This window comes from Actinomadura sp. J1-007 (genome assembly GCF_009793335.1).
Lineage (GTDB): Bacteria > Actinomycetota > Actinomycetes > Streptosporangiales > Streptosporangiaceae > Spirillospora > Spirillospora yumaensis.
This window is the reverse complement of sequence record NZ_WING01000002.1, coordinates 1,539,390-1,554,471: the sequence shown is the minus strand read 5'-3', so window position 1 is coordinate 1,554,471 and position 15,082 is coordinate 1,539,390. Positions and strand designations below refer to the sequence as shown.

The window sequence follows — 15,082 nt, the reverse complement described above, 5'->3', positions numbered from 1 at the left end:
ACCGTCGAAGCCGGTTATCCAGTCTGCGAACCGGCCGCATAACCTGTCAAGACGGTTACCATGGGTTTCATGAGCTTCACCTTCGTCAGCGGGGCCCTCGCCCTCGACTTCGCGGGGACCGTCAAGCACCGGAGGCTCGACCGCGTCGACCTCCTCGTAGCTCCCGCCGACCTCGCCCGCTGGACCGTCGAGGCGGGCCTGCTGACCACGGCCCCGCCCGCCGACGACGCCGGCCTCGCCCGAGCCGTCGAGCTGCGCGAGGCGATCTACCGTTCGGCCACCGCCGCCCTGCACGGCGCCCCGCCCGCCCCCGGCGACCGCGACCTGATCAACGAATCCGCCGCGGACGCCCCGCCCGTCCCCCGCCTCGCCCCCACCTCCGACGGCCCCGACACCGCCGAACGCGCCGGCGACCTGGCCTCCGCCCTCGCGGCCGTGGCGCGTTCCGCCGTCGACCTGCTCGGCGGCCCGTCCGCCGCCGCCCTCAAGGAGTGCGAGGCCCCCACCTGCACCCGCGTCTACCTCGACACCTCACGCCGCCGTTCCCGCCGCTGGTGCGACATGCGCGAATGCGGCAACCGCGCCAAGGCCGCCGCCTTCCGCGCCCGCCACCGCACCCCCACCCACTGACCCCCGCCTCCCCCGCCGCCGCGTCCGTCTCCCCGCCGCCCGCGTCCACGCCGCCCCCAGGCCCTCGTCGCGATCGACCGGTCGGCGAGCCTCGTGAACGGCTCTGTTCGCCCCTATCCTGGCGGGATGTCCGCGACGCCGGGCTGCGGCGCGTGCGGCGGGACCGTCGCCCCGACGGCCATTGCTGGGACTGCGGCACCGCGCAGCCGTCGTTCCGCGCGCACGTGGAGGCCACCGCCGGCCCGGGCGCGGCGGCCGTCAGCGACCGCGGCCTGCGGCGCGCCGTCAACGCCGACGCGATGGCGCTGGTCACGGCCGGTCCCTGGACGATCGGCGTGGTCTGCGACGGCGTGTCCATGTCCCCCCGTTCCGAACGGGCCGCCCGGGTCGCCGCGCAGACCGGCGCGGCCACCCTCGCCGCGCGACTGGAGGCGGGAGCGCTCCCCGAGGACGCCCACCACCGTGCCGCGGTCCGCGCCGGACGCGCGGTCGCCGCCCTCGCCGCGTCCGTCGACGCGGCACCGGCCTGCACCTACGTCGCCGCGACCGCCGGACCGCAGGGCCTCTGGTGCGGCTCGGTCGGCGACAGCCGCGCCTACTGGCTCCCCGACCACGGCCCCGGCATGGCGCTCACCGAGGACGACACCGGCGAACACGACGCCCTCGCCGCCTGGCTCGGCGCCGACGCCCCCGAACCCGAACCGCACATCCGCAGCTACCGTCCGCCCGGACCAGGCCGCCTACTGCTGTGCACCGACGGTCTGTGGCGCTACCTGCCCGACCCCGACTCCCTGCGCGTCCACCTCACCCCGCACCCCTCCGCCATTCGCGCGACCACTGCCCGGCTCTCCGACATCCAGCCGCCCGCCAGCCGTCCGCCCAACGTCCGGCAAAGCGACGACCTCGCAGACCGTACGCGGCTGGACGGCTCCCGACTGGCCAGCTCCCCACTGGGCGATGCCCGACCGGACGGGGCCTCGCACCCGGACGACGCCGGGATCCCGGACGGAGGCGAGCTTCTGGACGGAGGCGGACTTCTGGACGAGGCGCGAGCACTGGTGGCGCATGCACTCGACGCGGGCGGCCACGACAACGTCACCGCGTTGCTCATCGCCGTCCCCGCGCCGATGGCCCGCGACGTGTCTGGCCCGTTCGGCCCCCGCGCCGTCCCCCGAACATGTTGAGCGAACGCCCGACACAACGCCGCCCCCGCACGCCACGCACGCCGTACCCGTACGGACGCACGGCCCCATGAAGGCGTGGACGCGCAACGCAGCACGAACGCGCGCGGCCCAACGTAGCGGCGCACCCGCACTCCATACCCGCGCGAACGCACCGACGTGGAGTAACGCGCGGGCGAACACGCAGGCCCGCGCGAACGGACGCGCGAGCAATGCAGCGCACTCGTACCCCGCGCCCACATGGACGCGTGGACGCACAGCTCGGCACACACGAATGCGCGACGCGACGCAACACACTCGTACACCGCACCCGCACGACGCGCGGCACAGCGCGGACGAACGCGCCCGCAGCGCAACCCAACCGCGCACGTGCACCACCCCCGCACGCTGCACTCCGCGCGGACGCACGGACACCCGCGGCCGTACAGACACCTGCGGAGATCCGGCTCGGCGCGCACAAACGCGCGACGCATTGCGAGCCGACGCATTGCGAGCCGACGCGTTGCGAGCGGCACACAGCGCGCGAACGGGCGCGCGGCGCACCCCAGTCCCCAGCGCACCGGCGCGCACCAGCACCCCCGCGCACCAACGTACCAACGCACCAGGACGAGGCGCTCCCAGGGAAACGTTCCCTGGGAGACGCTCCCCCGGGGGACAAAGTCAAGGGTGGAGGTCGGTTACGCCCTTGCCGGTGGTGATGTCGAACGGCACCGAGACCTGGTCGTGGGTGACCAGCCAGGTGCCGTCGGTCTTGCGGAAGCCGAACGTGGCCCTGACCCACATGCCGTTCGTCGCCGGCCCGTCCTTCAGGGTGCCGCTGAGACGGCCGAAGGCGTGCCCGAACGCCACGGTGTCGCCGACGGTGAGGACCAGGTCGCGGAGCTCGTAGGACACCTCCTCGAAGAACGCGAAGACGTTCGACCAGTTCTTGAGCTTTGCGTCTATGCCCACGTGCTGGAGCGGGGGCTCGACGTCGAACGACACCACGTCCGGTGCGTACGCCTGCCGCAGGCCGTCGAGGTCCTTGGCCCGGATACCTTCGATGATCTTGTCGACCTGCCGGCGGATCTCGGCTTCGTCCGTCTCGCGTTGCGTGGGCATCGCCATCCCTGCCTGCCCTTCCCCAGCGGAACCCTGGCTTCTCACGCGCCCGACACTATGGCTCGTCGGTTATCTTGTCCAAGACCACTATCGCTATCCGGTTATGCGCGTGGGGGCATGGGCCGTCATGGATCTGAACTCGCTCAAGCAGTTCCTCGTGGTGGCGCGGCTGGAGCACCTCAGCCGGGCGGCCGAGGAGCTGCACATCGCCCAGCCGTCGCTGAGCCGTACCATCGCGCGGCTGGAGGGCGAGCTGGGCGTGCCGCTGTTCGACCGGGGCGGGCGGCTCCGGCTGAACGACACGGGCAGGATCTTCCGCGAGCACGTCGAACGCGCCCTCGGCGAGCTCGACGCGGGACGGCGCGCCGTCGCCGAGTCCACCAGCCGGGGCCTTGGCACGGTTCGGCTGGCGTCGGAGACCTTCCTGACCCTCACCGGGCCGCTGGCCGCCTACAAGCGCGCCCACCCCACCGTCGACACCGAGCTCCAGTGGTCGCCGCCGGAGGACATGGCCCGCCGCCTGCGCGCGCAGGAGGTGGACCTGTGCGTCGCCTCGCAGCCGATCCACGCGGAGGGGCTGGCGTCCGCGCGGCTGTTCGACGAGGCGGTGGGGGCGTGCACGCCCCTGGACCACCCGCTCGCGGGCCGTACGTCCGTGACCATCGACGAGCTGGCCGACCAGCCGTTCGTCACCGCCCGCAAGGGGCACTGGGCGCGGCGGCTGCTCGAACGGCTCTTCGCCGCCCGCGGGCTCACCCCGAGGATCGTCTGCGAGAGCGACGAGCACAGCTCCATCGCCGACCTGATCAGCGCTGGACTCGGCATCGGCCTCGTGCCCGCCTTCGCGCGCCGCAGCGCCACGCGCGCCCCCGTCGCCTGGATGTCCGTCGACAGCCCCGACTGCCGCCGCACGGTCACCCTGTACTGGGGCGCCGACAGCCACCTGTCGACCGCCGCCCGGCTGATGCGCACCACGATCACCGGCTGGGACTGGATCAACGGCGACCCCCAAGAGAAGCGCTGACGAACGGCCCGCGCGGCGAGCACAGCCGGCCCCGGCGCACACGGTGCGAGACGGCGCACACGGCGGCACGCGACGGGGACGCGACGGGACGCGGCGTGGGTCCCGGCGTGGGCCCCGGCGTGGGGTCCGGCGTGGGGTCCCGGCCCAGCGGCCGCCCCGCCCCGGAGGGACGAAGCCTCCAAAATGTGACCGGATCGGTCCGGGAGGAGGCGCGATCGTGTCTGCCCGCGAGCGGTCCGGGACGGCACGATCGGGTCATGGACAGAGCACTTCTCGTCATCGACGTCCAGGAGTCGTTCCGGCGCCGCCCGGCCTGGGAGGCGGTGTCGGACCCCGGCGTCGCGGACAAGGCGGCGCGGCTGGTGGACGCCGCGCGCGCCGCCGGGGACCTGGTCGTGTGGGTCCTGCACGCCGAGCCCGGGTCGGGCACCCCGTTCGACCCGCCGCTCGGGCACGTGCGGCTCATAGACGGCCTGGACCCCGCCGACGGCGAACCCGTCCTGGTCAAGACCTCCCGCAACGCGTTCACCACCACCTCGCTGCACCGCACGCTCACCGCCGCCGGCGTCCGGGAGGTCGTGATCTGCGGGATCCAGACCGAGCAGTGCTGCGAGACCACCGCGCGGCTGGCCGCCGACCTCGGGTTCCAGGTGACGTTCGTGACGGACGCGACCGCGACGTTCCCGATCCCGCACCGCGACGCCCCGCCGGACCGGCCCCTCGCCGAGGTCCTCGCCGACCCCCGCACCCTGCCGGTCGGGCGGTCATCGACCGCACCGAGTACGCCCTGGCCGGACGGTTCGCGACGCTCGCGTCGGTGGACGACCTGGCGCCCGCGCGGAGGCCGGTAGGCTGACCGGATCGTGACCCGCATCGTCTTCGCGCTCGTCCCCGGCGTGCACCTGCTCGACCTGGCGGGGCCCGCCCAGGTGTTCTCCACGGCCGCCGGGCTCGGCCACCCGTACGAGCTGTGCCACGTGTCCGAGCGGGCGGACGTGCCGAGCGCGCAGGGCCTGACCCTGCGGGCCTCCACGCACTGGCCCGCGCTCGGCGCCGGCGACATCGTCGTGGTCCCCGGCTGGCGGCGAGCCCCCGGGCACCCGCCCGCCCCGTCGTCGCCCCGGCCACCGCCCGCCGCATCGCCGCGCACCACGCGGCGGGCGGCCTGGTCGCGAGCGTCTGCGCCGGCGCGTTCGCCCTCGGCCAGGCCGGGCTGCTGGACGGCCGCCGCTGCACCACCCACCACGAACTCCAGGACGACCTGGCGCGCCACCACCGCAGCGCCACCGTCGTACGCGACGTCCTGTACGTCACCGACGACCGTGTGGTCACCTCGGCGGGCATCGCCAGCGGCATCGATCTCGCGCTGCACCTGGTGGCCGCCCGGCACGGACCCGCGACCGCCGCCCGCACCGCCCGCGCCATGGTCGTCTACGCCCGCCGCAACGGCGACGCGCCGCAGGCCGGGGCGATGCTGCGTCACCGCGCGCACCTCAGCGACGCCGTCCACCGCGCCCAGGACCTCATCGACGCCCGCTACACCTCCCCGCTGCGGCTCACCGACCTGGCCGCCGCCGCGGGCGTCAGCGAACGAACCCTGACCCGCAGGTTCACCGCCGCGACCGGCCTCACCCCCCTGCGCTACCAGCAGGAGCTCCGCCTCGAACACGCCGAGCGCCTCATCGGCCAAGGCACCACCGTCGAGGCCGCCGCCCACGCCGTCGGCTTCACCGACGCCCGAATGCTCCGCCGCCTCCGCCTCCGTTCCCGTATCCCCGCCGCCCCGACCGCCGCACCCGCCGCCACCGCCGACTCCGTCGTCCTCGCCGCTTCCACCTGACCCCGGCTTCCGGCTGACCCCCGCCTCACGCAGCCGACGTCGAAGACGAAGACCCGGACCTTCCCACCGCCGCCGTCGATCTCCACCGCGCCATCCCGCCCGCGCGGACGACCTTGGAGCCGCCCGGCTTCCCGCGCCTTCACCGTTCGAACGGCCACCGTCGTCCCTTCAGGCCCTCACCGCCGTACGGCCCATCGGGCACGGCGCCCAAGAACGCGTTCGCGACAACGCGCCTGCCAGAACGACCTGGCAGACCACCATCGCCCCCGCAGCGCTCGCCGCCGCGTACCCAAGCAACCGCCCTCCCCGGCCCGTTCGCGACAACGCGTCCGCCGGAACGCCCCGGCAGATCGCCGCAGCGCCGCCCGCAGCCACCCGAGCCGGCACTCCACGTAAACGCACCCGATCCCCGACTTCACGGAACGCGCTTGAGCGCCGCCCTCCGTACTCCGGCCAAACGAGCCACGCGAACGCGTCTGAACGCCGCCGTCCACACGAACGCGCTGGGACACCGCACTCCGCGCGAACGCGCCACATAAGCGCCCCTGAACGCCGCCGCCTCCCCCGCGAGCGCTTCAGGAATCGCCTTCCGCGTTCCGCGCAAGCGCACTCCGCGCGAACGCGCTTGAACGCGCCGTCCACACCAACTCGGCGGCGTATCCGGCGCTGCGGTCGATCGTCCCGGCTGGGCCGTCCCCGCAGCGCCCATGCGCCTATGCGCCCATGCGCCTATGCGCCCATGCGCCCGTGACTTGTGCGCAGCATCGTGCGGCATCGAGACCAGCAGTTTCAGCAGTTTCAGCAGGCTCAGGGAGCCGTCCGGGGCGGTGCGCCGGTCCTGCCGTTCGCCCGCCTCCTTGCCGGTGCCGAGCACGGGGAGCGACGGCCCTCGTACGGCGTTGTCGGTGCGGTCACTCCTGGACGGGGATCTCGATGTGGCCTGCGGCGCCGCGCCGCAGGCGGGCGCGGCCCGCGGTGGCCTCGGCGGCCCACGCCTCGAAGTCCACCAGGTCCGCGAGCGGGACCGGGACGTCGGCCTGCACCTCGTCCCCGTACCGCACGTCGGACGGATGCGCGCCGCGTCCGTGCAGGTCGCCCAGGAACCGGCCGGCCAGCGCGTGGTCGAGGCCGACCGTCACCGTCACGACCGGCCGCAGCTCCACCACCCCGACCGCGTCGACCGCGCCCGCGACGGCCTGCCCGTACGCGCGCACCAGGCCGCCCGCGCCGAGCTTCACCCCGCCGAAGTGGCGGGTCACCACGGCGACCACGCCGGTCAGGCCGCGTCGGACGAGGACCTCCAGCATGGGGATGCCCGCGGTACCGGCCGGTTCGCCGTCGTCGCTGCTCTTGGTGATCTCGCCGCGTTCGCCCACCACGTACGCGGTGCAGTTGTGGGTCGCGTCGCGGTGGGCCCTGCGGTGCCGCGCGATGAACTCCACCGCCTCGGCCTCGTCGCGGACGCGGGCGAGCGTGCAGACGAACCGGGACCGGCGGATCTCCAGCTCCCGCGAGCCCGCTTCCTTGATCATGCGCATGGTGTCCCCCGAGTCTAGAGGCCGCCGAGCCACCGGCGTCCGCACGGCCCGGCGGATGCGCCCGCGGGCGCGGCATGGCGGATGCGGCCCGCGGCGCGGGTCGTACGGGGCGCGATGACAGACTTCTGAACGTGAACGAATCCGTCGTCCCGCAAGCGCCACCCCCGGCGCCGGCCGCGAGAACGCCACCGGCGACACCGCCGACACCTCCGCCGAGACCGCCCCCGCGGACACCGGCCAGGCCCCTGCCGCCGCCGTCCAGCCCGGTGACGACCAGGCGCAGAGCGACGGTCCCGGCCGCGACGACGGCGACGGCGACGGACGCGGGAAGCGTGCCCAAGGCGGGCGTGATGTCCCCGCCGGTCGAGGGGAACGGACGCCCGGGAGAGACAAAAAGACGCGCGGCGCCGGGAAGGGCGAGGCGACGCGCGGTACCGCGAGGGGTAAGGGGACGCGGGGGCGTCCGGCTCGGCTCTCGCGTGAACGGGTGGTGGACGCCGCGCTGGAGATCGTCACCCGCGAAGGCGGCGACGCGCTGTCCATGCGCCGTGTCGCCGACGCGCTGGGCAGCGCGCCCATGAGTATCTACCGGCACGTACGCGACAAGGACGAGCTGCTCACGCTGCTGATGGAACGGGTCGTGGCCGGGCTGCCCCGCCCCGATCCCCCGGCCCCGCCCCGGGCGCGCCTGCTCGCGCTGCTGACCTGGCAGCACGACGAACTCGGCGCCCATCCCTGGATCGTGGACGTGCTGGCCAAGGGCGACCTGATGGCCCCTTCCATCCTGTGGCTGCTGGAGGACGTCTACGCCGCCTGGCTCGACTGCGGCCTCACCCTCCCGCAGGCCGCCGACGCCAACCGCATCGCCTGGAACCTCATCATCGGCGACCTCGTCCAGCGCACCGCCCGCGCCGCGTCCCCCGCCGACAAGCCCCGCGACGGAAAACCTGGTGGCACGCAGCCCGCCGGGGACCAGCCGGGTGGGAAAGGGCCCGAGCGCGAACGGGCGGCCGGAGCCGGGGGCACGGCCCCCGCTTCCGGGGACGGGCCGGGGGCCGGGCGGGTGGAGCGTCAGGTGAGCGTGCCCGCCGCCGCGGATCCGGCCGTGTACCCGACGCTCGCCGCGCTCGGCGCGTACTGGACGGCGCCCGACCGCCGCGACCGGTTCCGCGACGATCTCGCCACGCTGGTGAACGCGCTGGTGGACGCCATGGCCGGGCCGGACGGCACCGGCGTTTGACATTAAGCGTACGCGTACGCACCATGGGGTCCATGAACCCGATCGAGACGCTCTACCGCCGTTGGCTGTTCGACCTGTGGCACGGCGACTTCGCCGTCGCGGACGAGATCCTCGCCCCGGACGCGCTCGGGCACTGGCCGGAACGCGAGGTGCACGGCCCGGACGGCTTCGTCGAGCAGGTCCGCCAGTCCCACGCGGTCTTCGACGACATCCGCAACACCCTGGACGTCGGCCCGGTCGTCGGCGACGGCATGGTCGCGGCCCGCTGGACCTTCCACGGCGCGTACCGCGAGGGGATCCCCGGCGCCACCGCCGCGCCCGGAACGCCCATCGCGTTCACCGGCCAGGACATCTTCCGCGTCCGCGACGGAAGGCTCGCCGAGTACTGGGTCGTGTCCGACGCCCTCGGCCTCATGACCGCGCTCGGCGCCGTCAAGCCCTGAACGCCCGCGGTCCCGTCCCTCGCGGAACGCGCGTCAAGTCCCGGCCGGTTCCGGCGTCCGTTCCTCGCGCCGCCCGCGATCGCGCGAACGGTGAACGCGGGCGCACGGACGGCGAACGGCCGACAGAGGGAAGCACCAGGACCGGCGAACGGGACGTCAGGGGTCGATCATGTCGATCACGTCGGCGATGGACGGGACCACGTGGGAGGGGCGGAACGGGAAGCGTTCGACCTCGTCCTTGCGGGTGACGCCGCTGAGGACCAGGATCGTCTCCAGCCCGGCCTCGACGCCCGCGACGATGTCGGTGTCCATGCGGTCGCCGATCATGGCGGTGCTCTCGCTGTGGCCGCCGACGCGGTTGAGCGCGGTGCGCATCATCAGCGGGTTGGGCTTGCCGACGAAGTACGGTTCCACGCCGGTCGCCCGGGTGATCATCGCGGCGACCGCGCCGCAGGCGGGCAGGGACCCTTCGGGGGACGGGCCGATCGGGTCGGGGTTGGTCGCGACGAACCGGGCGCCGCGTTCGATCAGCCGGATCGCGCGGGTGATGGACGAGAAGCTGTAGGTGCGGGTCTCGCCGAGGACCACGTAGTCGGGGTTCAGGTCGGTCAGCACGTAGTCGGCCTCGTGCAGCGCGGTGGTCAGGCCGGCCTCCCCGATCACGTACGCCGTGCCCTCCGGCCGCTGGTCGGCCAGGAACCGCGCCGCCGCGAGCGCGGAGGTCCAGATCGCCTCGGCGGGGACGTCCAGGCCGAGCTGGCCCAGCCGCGCCGACAGGTCGCGGCGGGTGTAGATGGAGTTGTTGGTCAGCACCAGGAACGGCCGCCCGGACGCCGACAGCCGCCGGATGAACTCGTCGGCGCCGGGGACGGGCCGGCCCTCGTGGACCAGCACCCCGTCCATGTCCGACAGCCAGTACTCGATCGGCTTGCGCTCCGTCATGCCCCCATTGTCGCAGGTCGCGATCTCCAACGGGAACGCGCGCGCCCGGCCCCGCCCCATCCGCGCACGGCTGAGCGCCCCACCGCAGCGCCCCACCGCAGCGACCCACCGCAGGGACGCACCGCAGGGACGCACCGCAGGGACGCAGCCGGAGCGCGCGCCCGCCTCGCGGCCTGCTCCCGCAGGCCCGGCGGTGCCCCCCTCACACCCGAGGAACGCGTCGAAAGCACGCGCCACCAGAACGTGCCGGAGCGGACCCGCAGCGCGCCCCGCGCAGGGGCGCCGCAGACGGAAGAGAGTCCCGCCAGGACGGCCCAGAGCGCCGCACCGGATCCGGACGGACGCGGCCAGCGGGGACGCACCCCGAGCGCGCGCCGTCGGAGCGCCGCACGGATGGACGCACCAGGCGGACCCCACCGGGCGGACGCGGCGCAGGGCAAGAATGCGGGCGGCGGGCAAAGGAGCAGGGGCGGCGAAGCGCGCGCGGGAGGCACAAGGACCCCACGGACAACGGTGCAGCGGGGTAGGAGGGAACCGCGGAAACCACCGAGGCGAGTGGTGGGTGGGCGTTGACCGGGGATCCGGAGGGATCGTAGATTCGGGCAGGGCGGGCCGAACCTCGTTCGGTGTACGGGCGCGGGAGCGCGGCGCCGCCGGGATCGCCGGAGGTGCGCATGCGGAGCGTCGCCGAGGTCCGGGCCGCGATCACCGCGCCCGGCCTGCCCTTCGAGATGGACGAGATCGACGTGCGCGGGGTGCGGACCCGCGTCTGGAAGCACGCCCCGCCCACACTGCGGGCCGTCCTGGAGCAGTCGGCCGGGTACGGGGACGCGCCGTTCCTCGTGTACGAGGGCGAGCGGGTGTCGTTCGCCGAGCATTTCGCGCAGGCCGCCGCGTTCGCCCGTGCGCTGGTCGAGCGGTACGGGATCGTCAAGGGCGACCGGGTCGCGATCGCGATGCGCAACTATCCGGAGTGGCCGGTGGCGTTCTTCGGCGCGGCCGTCGCGGGCGCGGTGGCGGTGCCGCTCAACGCCTGGTGGAGCGCCGCCGAACTGGAGTACGGGCTGCGCGACAGCGGCGCCAGGGTCCTGGTCGCCGACGCCGAGCGCGCGGAACGCCTCGCGGCGGCGCTTCCCGGCCTCGGCATCCCGGTCATCGTCGTGCGCGGCGAACCGGCCGGCGCCAACGCCGCACCGCCGGGTGCGGGCGGCGGAGCGGCCGGCGCGGGCACCGAAGCAGCGCGGACGGGCGGCGCGGGCAGCGGACCGGCGGACGCGGGCCGCGGAGCGGCGGACGCGCGTCCGGGGAAGGGCAAAGCGGGGCCTGCGGGTGTGGACGCCTACGAGGACGTGCTCGGGGACGTCCGGGCGGGGGGCGAGCCGGTCCTGCCGGACGTGCCGTTGGAGCCGGACGACGACGCCACGATCTTCTACACCTCCGGTACGACGGGGCGCGCCAAGGGGGCGCTGGGCACCCATCGCAACATCACCACCAACCCGGTCAGCCTCGCCTACGGGCTGGTGTCGGCGGACGTGCGGGCGGGCGGCGATCCGGAGCGGGCAGCGGCGGCGGCGCGGCGGGTCACGTTGCTCAGCGTGCCGTTCTTCCACGCCACCGGCTGCCACTCGGCGCTGGTGTCCAGCGCCTTGCAGGGCGGCACGATCGTGCTGATGCGCAAGTGGGACGCCGAACGGGCCCTGGAGCTGATCCAGCGCGAGCGGGTCACCTCGTTCGGCGGCGTGCCGAGCATGGCGTGGCAGGCGCTCACCCATCCGCGGTTCGCCGAGTACGACACCTCCAGCCTCACCGGCGTCAGCTACGGCGGCGCGCCCGCGCCGCCGAGGCTGCTCGGCACGATCACCGAGCGGCTGCCGGAGCGGGTGGCCGGCAACGGCTACGGGCTCACCGAGACCTCCTCGGTCACCACCTACAACGCGGGGGTCAACTACCTGGAGCGTCCCGACAGCGTGGGCCCGCCCGTCGCGGTCTGCGACGTGCGGGTCGTCGGCCCGGACGGCGGCGAGTTGCCCGCCGGGGAGGTCGGCGAGCTGCTGATCAAGGGCCGAACGTCATCAAGGGCTACTGGAACAATCCGGAGGCGACCGCGCGGGCGTTCCGGGACGGCTGGTTCCGCAGCGGGGACCTGGCGCGGGTGGACGCCGACGGGTTCGTCTACATCGTCGACCGGGCCAAGGACATGCTGATCCGCGGCGGCGAGAACGTCTACTGCGCCGAGGTCGAGGCGGCCCTCTACGAGCATCCGGACGTGCTGGACTGCGCGGTCATCGGCGTCCCGCACGAGGTGCTGGGCGAGGAGGTCGGCGCCGTCGTCCGCCTGCGCCCCGGCGCGGCGGCCGGGCCGGACGGGCTGCGCGCGTTCCTCGCCGAGCGGATCGCCGCGTTCAAGGTCCCCGCCCACCTGTGGTTCCGCGACGAGGAGCTGCCGCGCAACCCGAGCGGCAAACTCCTGAAGACCCGCCTGCGCACCGAACTCCTCACCTGACCCCACCCCCGCCCCCATCGCCGCCAGCGCCAGCGGCGACACCTGGGGGGCCGCGGCGTCCCGGTGACGGTGCCCGGGACAGCGGTAACCCGGTGACGGTGCCGGGGCGCGGCGGTTGAAGGGCGAGCACCGAAGGCCGGTGGCCGAGGGCCGGTGGCCGAGGGGCTGCGGCCGAGGGGCGGCGACCCGTGGGTGACTGCGAGCGCGTGACGTTGACGAGGGGCGGTGTCCGGGGAGGGAGCGTGTTGGCGTGGGGTGGGCGGGTGTGCATACCCTGGCCATCGATGATCGAGAACGACTCCGCCGTACGGCTCGCCACCCCGGACGACCTGCCCGCCATCGCCGACACGCTCGCCGCCGCGTTCCACGACTACCCGTGGATGCGCTGGACCGTCGCGGCCGACGGCCACACCAACCGCGTTCGCTGCCTCCAGCTCTACTTCACCGAACGGATCGGCCTGCCCTACGGCCGCGTCTGGGTCGCCGAGTCCCCCGGCGCGCCGGACGGGATCGCCGCCGTCGCGGTGTGGACGACGCCTGCGACGCGCGTTCCGGCCGAGTTGTTCACCGCGCCGGAGCTGGACGCCTACTACGGCGACCGGGCGGCGCACGCGGTCGCCGCCGAGCAGGCCGTCGCGCCGTACCGGCCGTCCGCGCCGAGCTGGTTCCTGGCGACGATCGGGGTGCGTCCCGAGCATCAGGGCCGGGGCCTCGGCGCCGCGGTCCTGCGCCCGGGGCTGGCCGAGGCCGACGCGGAGGGGTCCGCCGCCTACCTGGAGACCGCCGACGAACGCAACGTGCGCTTCTACGCCCACCACGGGTTCGAGGTCACCGGCGAGGCGGACGTGCCCGACGGCGGCCCGCACGCGTGGTGCATGACGCGCCGCCCCGCGCCGACCGGATGACCGGGCCGTTCCACGCGGGCGGGATGAACGAGCCGTCCCGTGCCGGCCGGATGATCTGGCCGTCCGTGTCCGGCGCTACGTTGATCACATGACCGACCAGCACTCACGCGGCGGCGGCGTCCGCCGGATCGCCGCGCCGGGCCTCGCGCCCGGCCCGGCTACAGCCATGTCGTCTCCGTGGACGTTCCCGGACGGCTCGTCGTCGTCAGCGGCCAGATCGCGCTGGACGGGCGCGGCGAGCTCGTCGGCCCGGGAGACCTGGAGGCGCAGACGCGGCAGGTGTTCACCAATCTCGGCGCCGCGCTGGACGCCGCGTCCGCCGGGTGGGAGCACGTGATCCGCCTGGGCTACTTCCTGCGGGACGCGGATCAGGTCGGCGTGGTCCGCGCGGTGCGCGACGCGATGCTGCCGCGGGGCGTCGAACCGGCCAGCACGCTGGTGGAGGTGTCCCGGCTGGTCCGCGACGACCTGCTCATCGAGGTCGAGGCCCTCGCCGTCGTCCCCCTGCCCTGATCCGACCTGAGACGCCGACCGCGCCAAGCGAAGCGCCAAGGCGCGAGGCGCGAGGGCGCGTAGTAATGCCGTGCGGACGTCGTGCAAGGCCGTGCGGTCGCAGAGCGGTGGCCCGCGGGCGTGGTGCGGTGGCGTGCGGACGAACGCGGTGCCGTGCCGCGCGGGCGGCGAACGGGAACGGCGAACGGGTGCGGGTGCGGAAAAGGGCGGGCGGCCCGCGCGTCATGCGCGGGCCGCCCGCCCGTTCCGTCTGCGGAACCGGTCCTCGGAGCGGGACCGGTCGGTCAGACGTTCACCCCGAAGTCGGACGCGATGCCCGACAGGCCCGAGGCGTAGCCCTGGCCGACCGCGCGGAACTTCCACTCCGCGCCGTTGCGGTACAGCTCGCCGAAGACCATGGCGGTCTCGGTCGAGGCGTCCTCGGACAGGTCGTAGCGGGCGAGCTCGCTGTTGTCGGCCTGGTTGACGACGCGGATGAACGCGTTGCGGACCTGGCCGAAGCTCTGCTGGCGGCCGTCGGCGTCGTAGATCGACACCGGGAACACGATCTTGGCGACGTCGGCGGGGACCGTCGCGAGGTTCACCTTGATCTGCTCGTCGTCGCCCTCGCCCTCACCGGTGAGGTTGTCGCCGGTGTGCTCGACGGACCCGTCGGGGCTCTTCAGGTTGTTGAAGAACACGAAGTCCTGGTCCGACCGCACCTTGTTCTCCGCCGAGCACAGCAGGGCGCTGGCGTCCAGGTCGAAGTCCGTTCCGGTCGTGGTCCGCACGTCCCAGCCCAGACCCACCACCACCGCGGTCAGTCCGGGAGCCTCCTTGGTCAACGAGACGTTGCCGCCCTTGCTCAGACTGACTCCCACTGTGTCTACCTCCGTATCGACCTCCGAGCGGGCTCCTGTGCCCGCGCGGTCTGTAACGAGAACGGTAGCCATCTTGCACTGGTTCCCCAGCTCCTTGTGAAAGTACGGGCGTGGCGTGCGGCTCCGCCGCGCAAAACACCCCACATACCCCCAGGGGCGGACGTTTGAAGGGCCTTCCAGGGGCCTTCGGGGGCTGCGTGGGGCGGGTCGCGTACGACGGTCGCGGGGCCGGGGCGTTCGCCAGGACGCGCCACCGGGGCGGGCGAGGACGAGCCGGGACGGGCCCCGGGGTCAGGGGCGCGTCGCCGGTGCCGTCATGCGGGCGGCGTGCCGAACGGACCGCCGGCGGACGGATCGCCCGC

At 74.2% G+C, this 15,082-nt stretch carries 14 protein-coding genes and 1 pseudogene; 11 read left to right on the top strand and 4 right to left on the bottom strand.

Going from position 1 to position 15,082, the window contains the following annotated elements:
* Positions 1-69: 69 nt before the first annotated feature.
* Complete coding sequence (locus GEV43_RS41080) at positions 70-630, top strand: ABATE domain-containing protein (RefSeq protein WP_160825962.1); 561 nt, start codon at positions 70-72, stop codon at positions 628-630.
* 152 nt (positions 631-782) lie between these two features.
* A complete protein-coding gene (locus GEV43_RS41075) occupies positions 783-1,814 on the top strand; it encodes a protein phosphatase 2C domain-containing protein (protein WP_309240222.1) in 1,032 nt (343 codons plus the stop codon).
* A gap of 657 nt (positions 1,815-2,471) precedes the next feature.
* Here the strand turns inward: GEV43_RS41075 and GEV43_RS41070 are convergent.
* Complete coding sequence (locus tag GEV43_RS41070) at positions 2,472-2,912, bottom strand: nuclear transport factor 2 family protein (protein ID WP_160825961.1); 441 nt, start codon at positions 2,910-2,912, stop codon at positions 2,472-2,474.
* A gap of 127 nt (positions 2,913-3,039) precedes the next feature.
* Here GEV43_RS41070 and GEV43_RS41065 point away from each other — a divergent pair, with 127 nt between their 5' ends.
* The 3 genes from GEV43_RS41065 (at position 3,040) to GEV43_RS41055 (ending at position 5,776) form a co-directional block, all read left to right on the top strand.
* Positions 3,040-3,936 (top strand): LysR family transcriptional regulator, encoded by an 897-nt coding sequence (locus tag GEV43_RS41065; RefSeq protein WP_160825960.1) that lies wholly within the window; start codon positions 3,040-3,042, stop codon positions 3,934-3,936.
* A 257-nt stretch (positions 3,937-4,193) separates the two neighbouring features.
* Positions 4,194-4,787 (top strand): cysteine hydrolase family protein, encoded by a 594-nt coding sequence (locus GEV43_RS41060; protein ID WP_309240221.1) that lies wholly within the window; start codon positions 4,194-4,196, stop codon positions 4,785-4,787.
* A 119-nt stretch (positions 4,788-4,906) separates the two neighbouring features.
* Positions 4,907-5,776 carry a helix-turn-helix domain-containing protein gene (locus tag GEV43_RS41055; protein ID WP_309240220.1) on the top strand — a complete coding sequence of 290 codons (870 nt, stop codon included), beginning with the start codon at positions 4,907-4,909 and terminating at the stop codon, positions 5,774-5,776.
* A 911-nt stretch (positions 5,777-6,687) separates the two neighbouring features.
* Here the strand turns inward: GEV43_RS41055 and GEV43_RS41050 are convergent.
* Positions 6,688-7,314 (bottom strand): YigZ family protein, encoded by a 627-nt coding sequence (locus tag GEV43_RS41050; RefSeq protein ID WP_160825959.1) that lies wholly within the window; start codon positions 7,312-7,314, stop codon positions 6,688-6,690.
* 487 nt (positions 7,315-7,801) lie between these two features.
* Between GEV43_RS41050 and GEV43_RS48705 the strand changes: the two genes are divergently transcribed.
* A complete protein-coding gene (locus tag GEV43_RS48705) occupies positions 7,802-8,554 on the top strand; it encodes a TetR/AcrR family transcriptional regulator (protein WP_309240219.1) in 753 nt (250 codons plus the stop codon).
* A 32-nt stretch (positions 8,555-8,586) separates the two neighbouring features.
* Positions 8,587-8,997 carry an ester cyclase gene (locus tag GEV43_RS41040; protein WP_160825958.1) on the top strand — a complete coding sequence of 137 codons (411 nt, stop codon included), beginning with the start codon at positions 8,587-8,589 and terminating at the stop codon, positions 8,995-8,997.
* A 156-nt stretch (positions 8,998-9,153) separates the two neighbouring features.
* Here GEV43_RS41040 and GEV43_RS41035 read toward each other — a convergent pair whose 3' ends face one another.
* Complete coding sequence (locus GEV43_RS41035) at positions 9,154-9,939, bottom strand: HAD-IIA family hydrolase (RefSeq protein WP_160825957.1); 786 nt, start codon at positions 9,937-9,939, stop codon at positions 9,154-9,156.
* A gap of 674 nt (positions 9,940-10,613) precedes the next feature.
* On the opposite strand from GEV43_RS41035, the gene GEV43_RS41030 reads away from it, so the two are divergent.
* The 4 genes and pseudogenes from GEV43_RS41030 to GEV43_RS41020 all read left to right on the top strand — a co-directional run.
* Complete coding sequence (locus tag GEV43_RS41030) at positions 10,614-12,143, top strand: class I adenylate-forming enzyme family protein (protein ID WP_241684235.1); 1,530 nt, start codon at positions 10,614-10,616, stop codon at positions 12,141-12,143.
* Complete coding sequence (locus GEV43_RS52530; protein WP_375539133.1) at positions 12,092-12,442, top strand: class I adenylate-forming enzyme family protein; 351 nt, start codon at positions 12,092-12,094, stop codon at positions 12,440-12,442. The genes GEV43_RS41030 and GEV43_RS52530 overlap by 52 nt, the downstream gene beginning before the upstream one ends.
* Positions 12,443-12,726: 284 nt before the next feature.
* Complete coding sequence (locus GEV43_RS41025; RefSeq protein WP_160825956.1) at positions 12,727-13,347, top strand: GNAT family N-acetyltransferase; 621 nt, start codon at positions 12,727-12,729, stop codon at positions 13,345-13,347.
* 153 nt (positions 13,348-13,500) lie between these two features.
* Positions 13,501-13,860 (top strand): annotated as a pseudogene (locus tag GEV43_RS41020) (RidA family protein); the annotation flags it as partial.
* 284 nt (positions 13,861-14,144) lie between these two features.
* Here GEV43_RS41020 and GEV43_RS41015 read toward each other — a convergent pair.
* A complete protein-coding gene (locus GEV43_RS41015) occupies positions 14,145-14,720 on the bottom strand; it encodes a TerD family protein (protein WP_160825954.1) in 576 nt (191 codons plus the stop codon).
* Between the last annotated feature and the right edge of the window lie 362 nt (positions 14,721-15,082).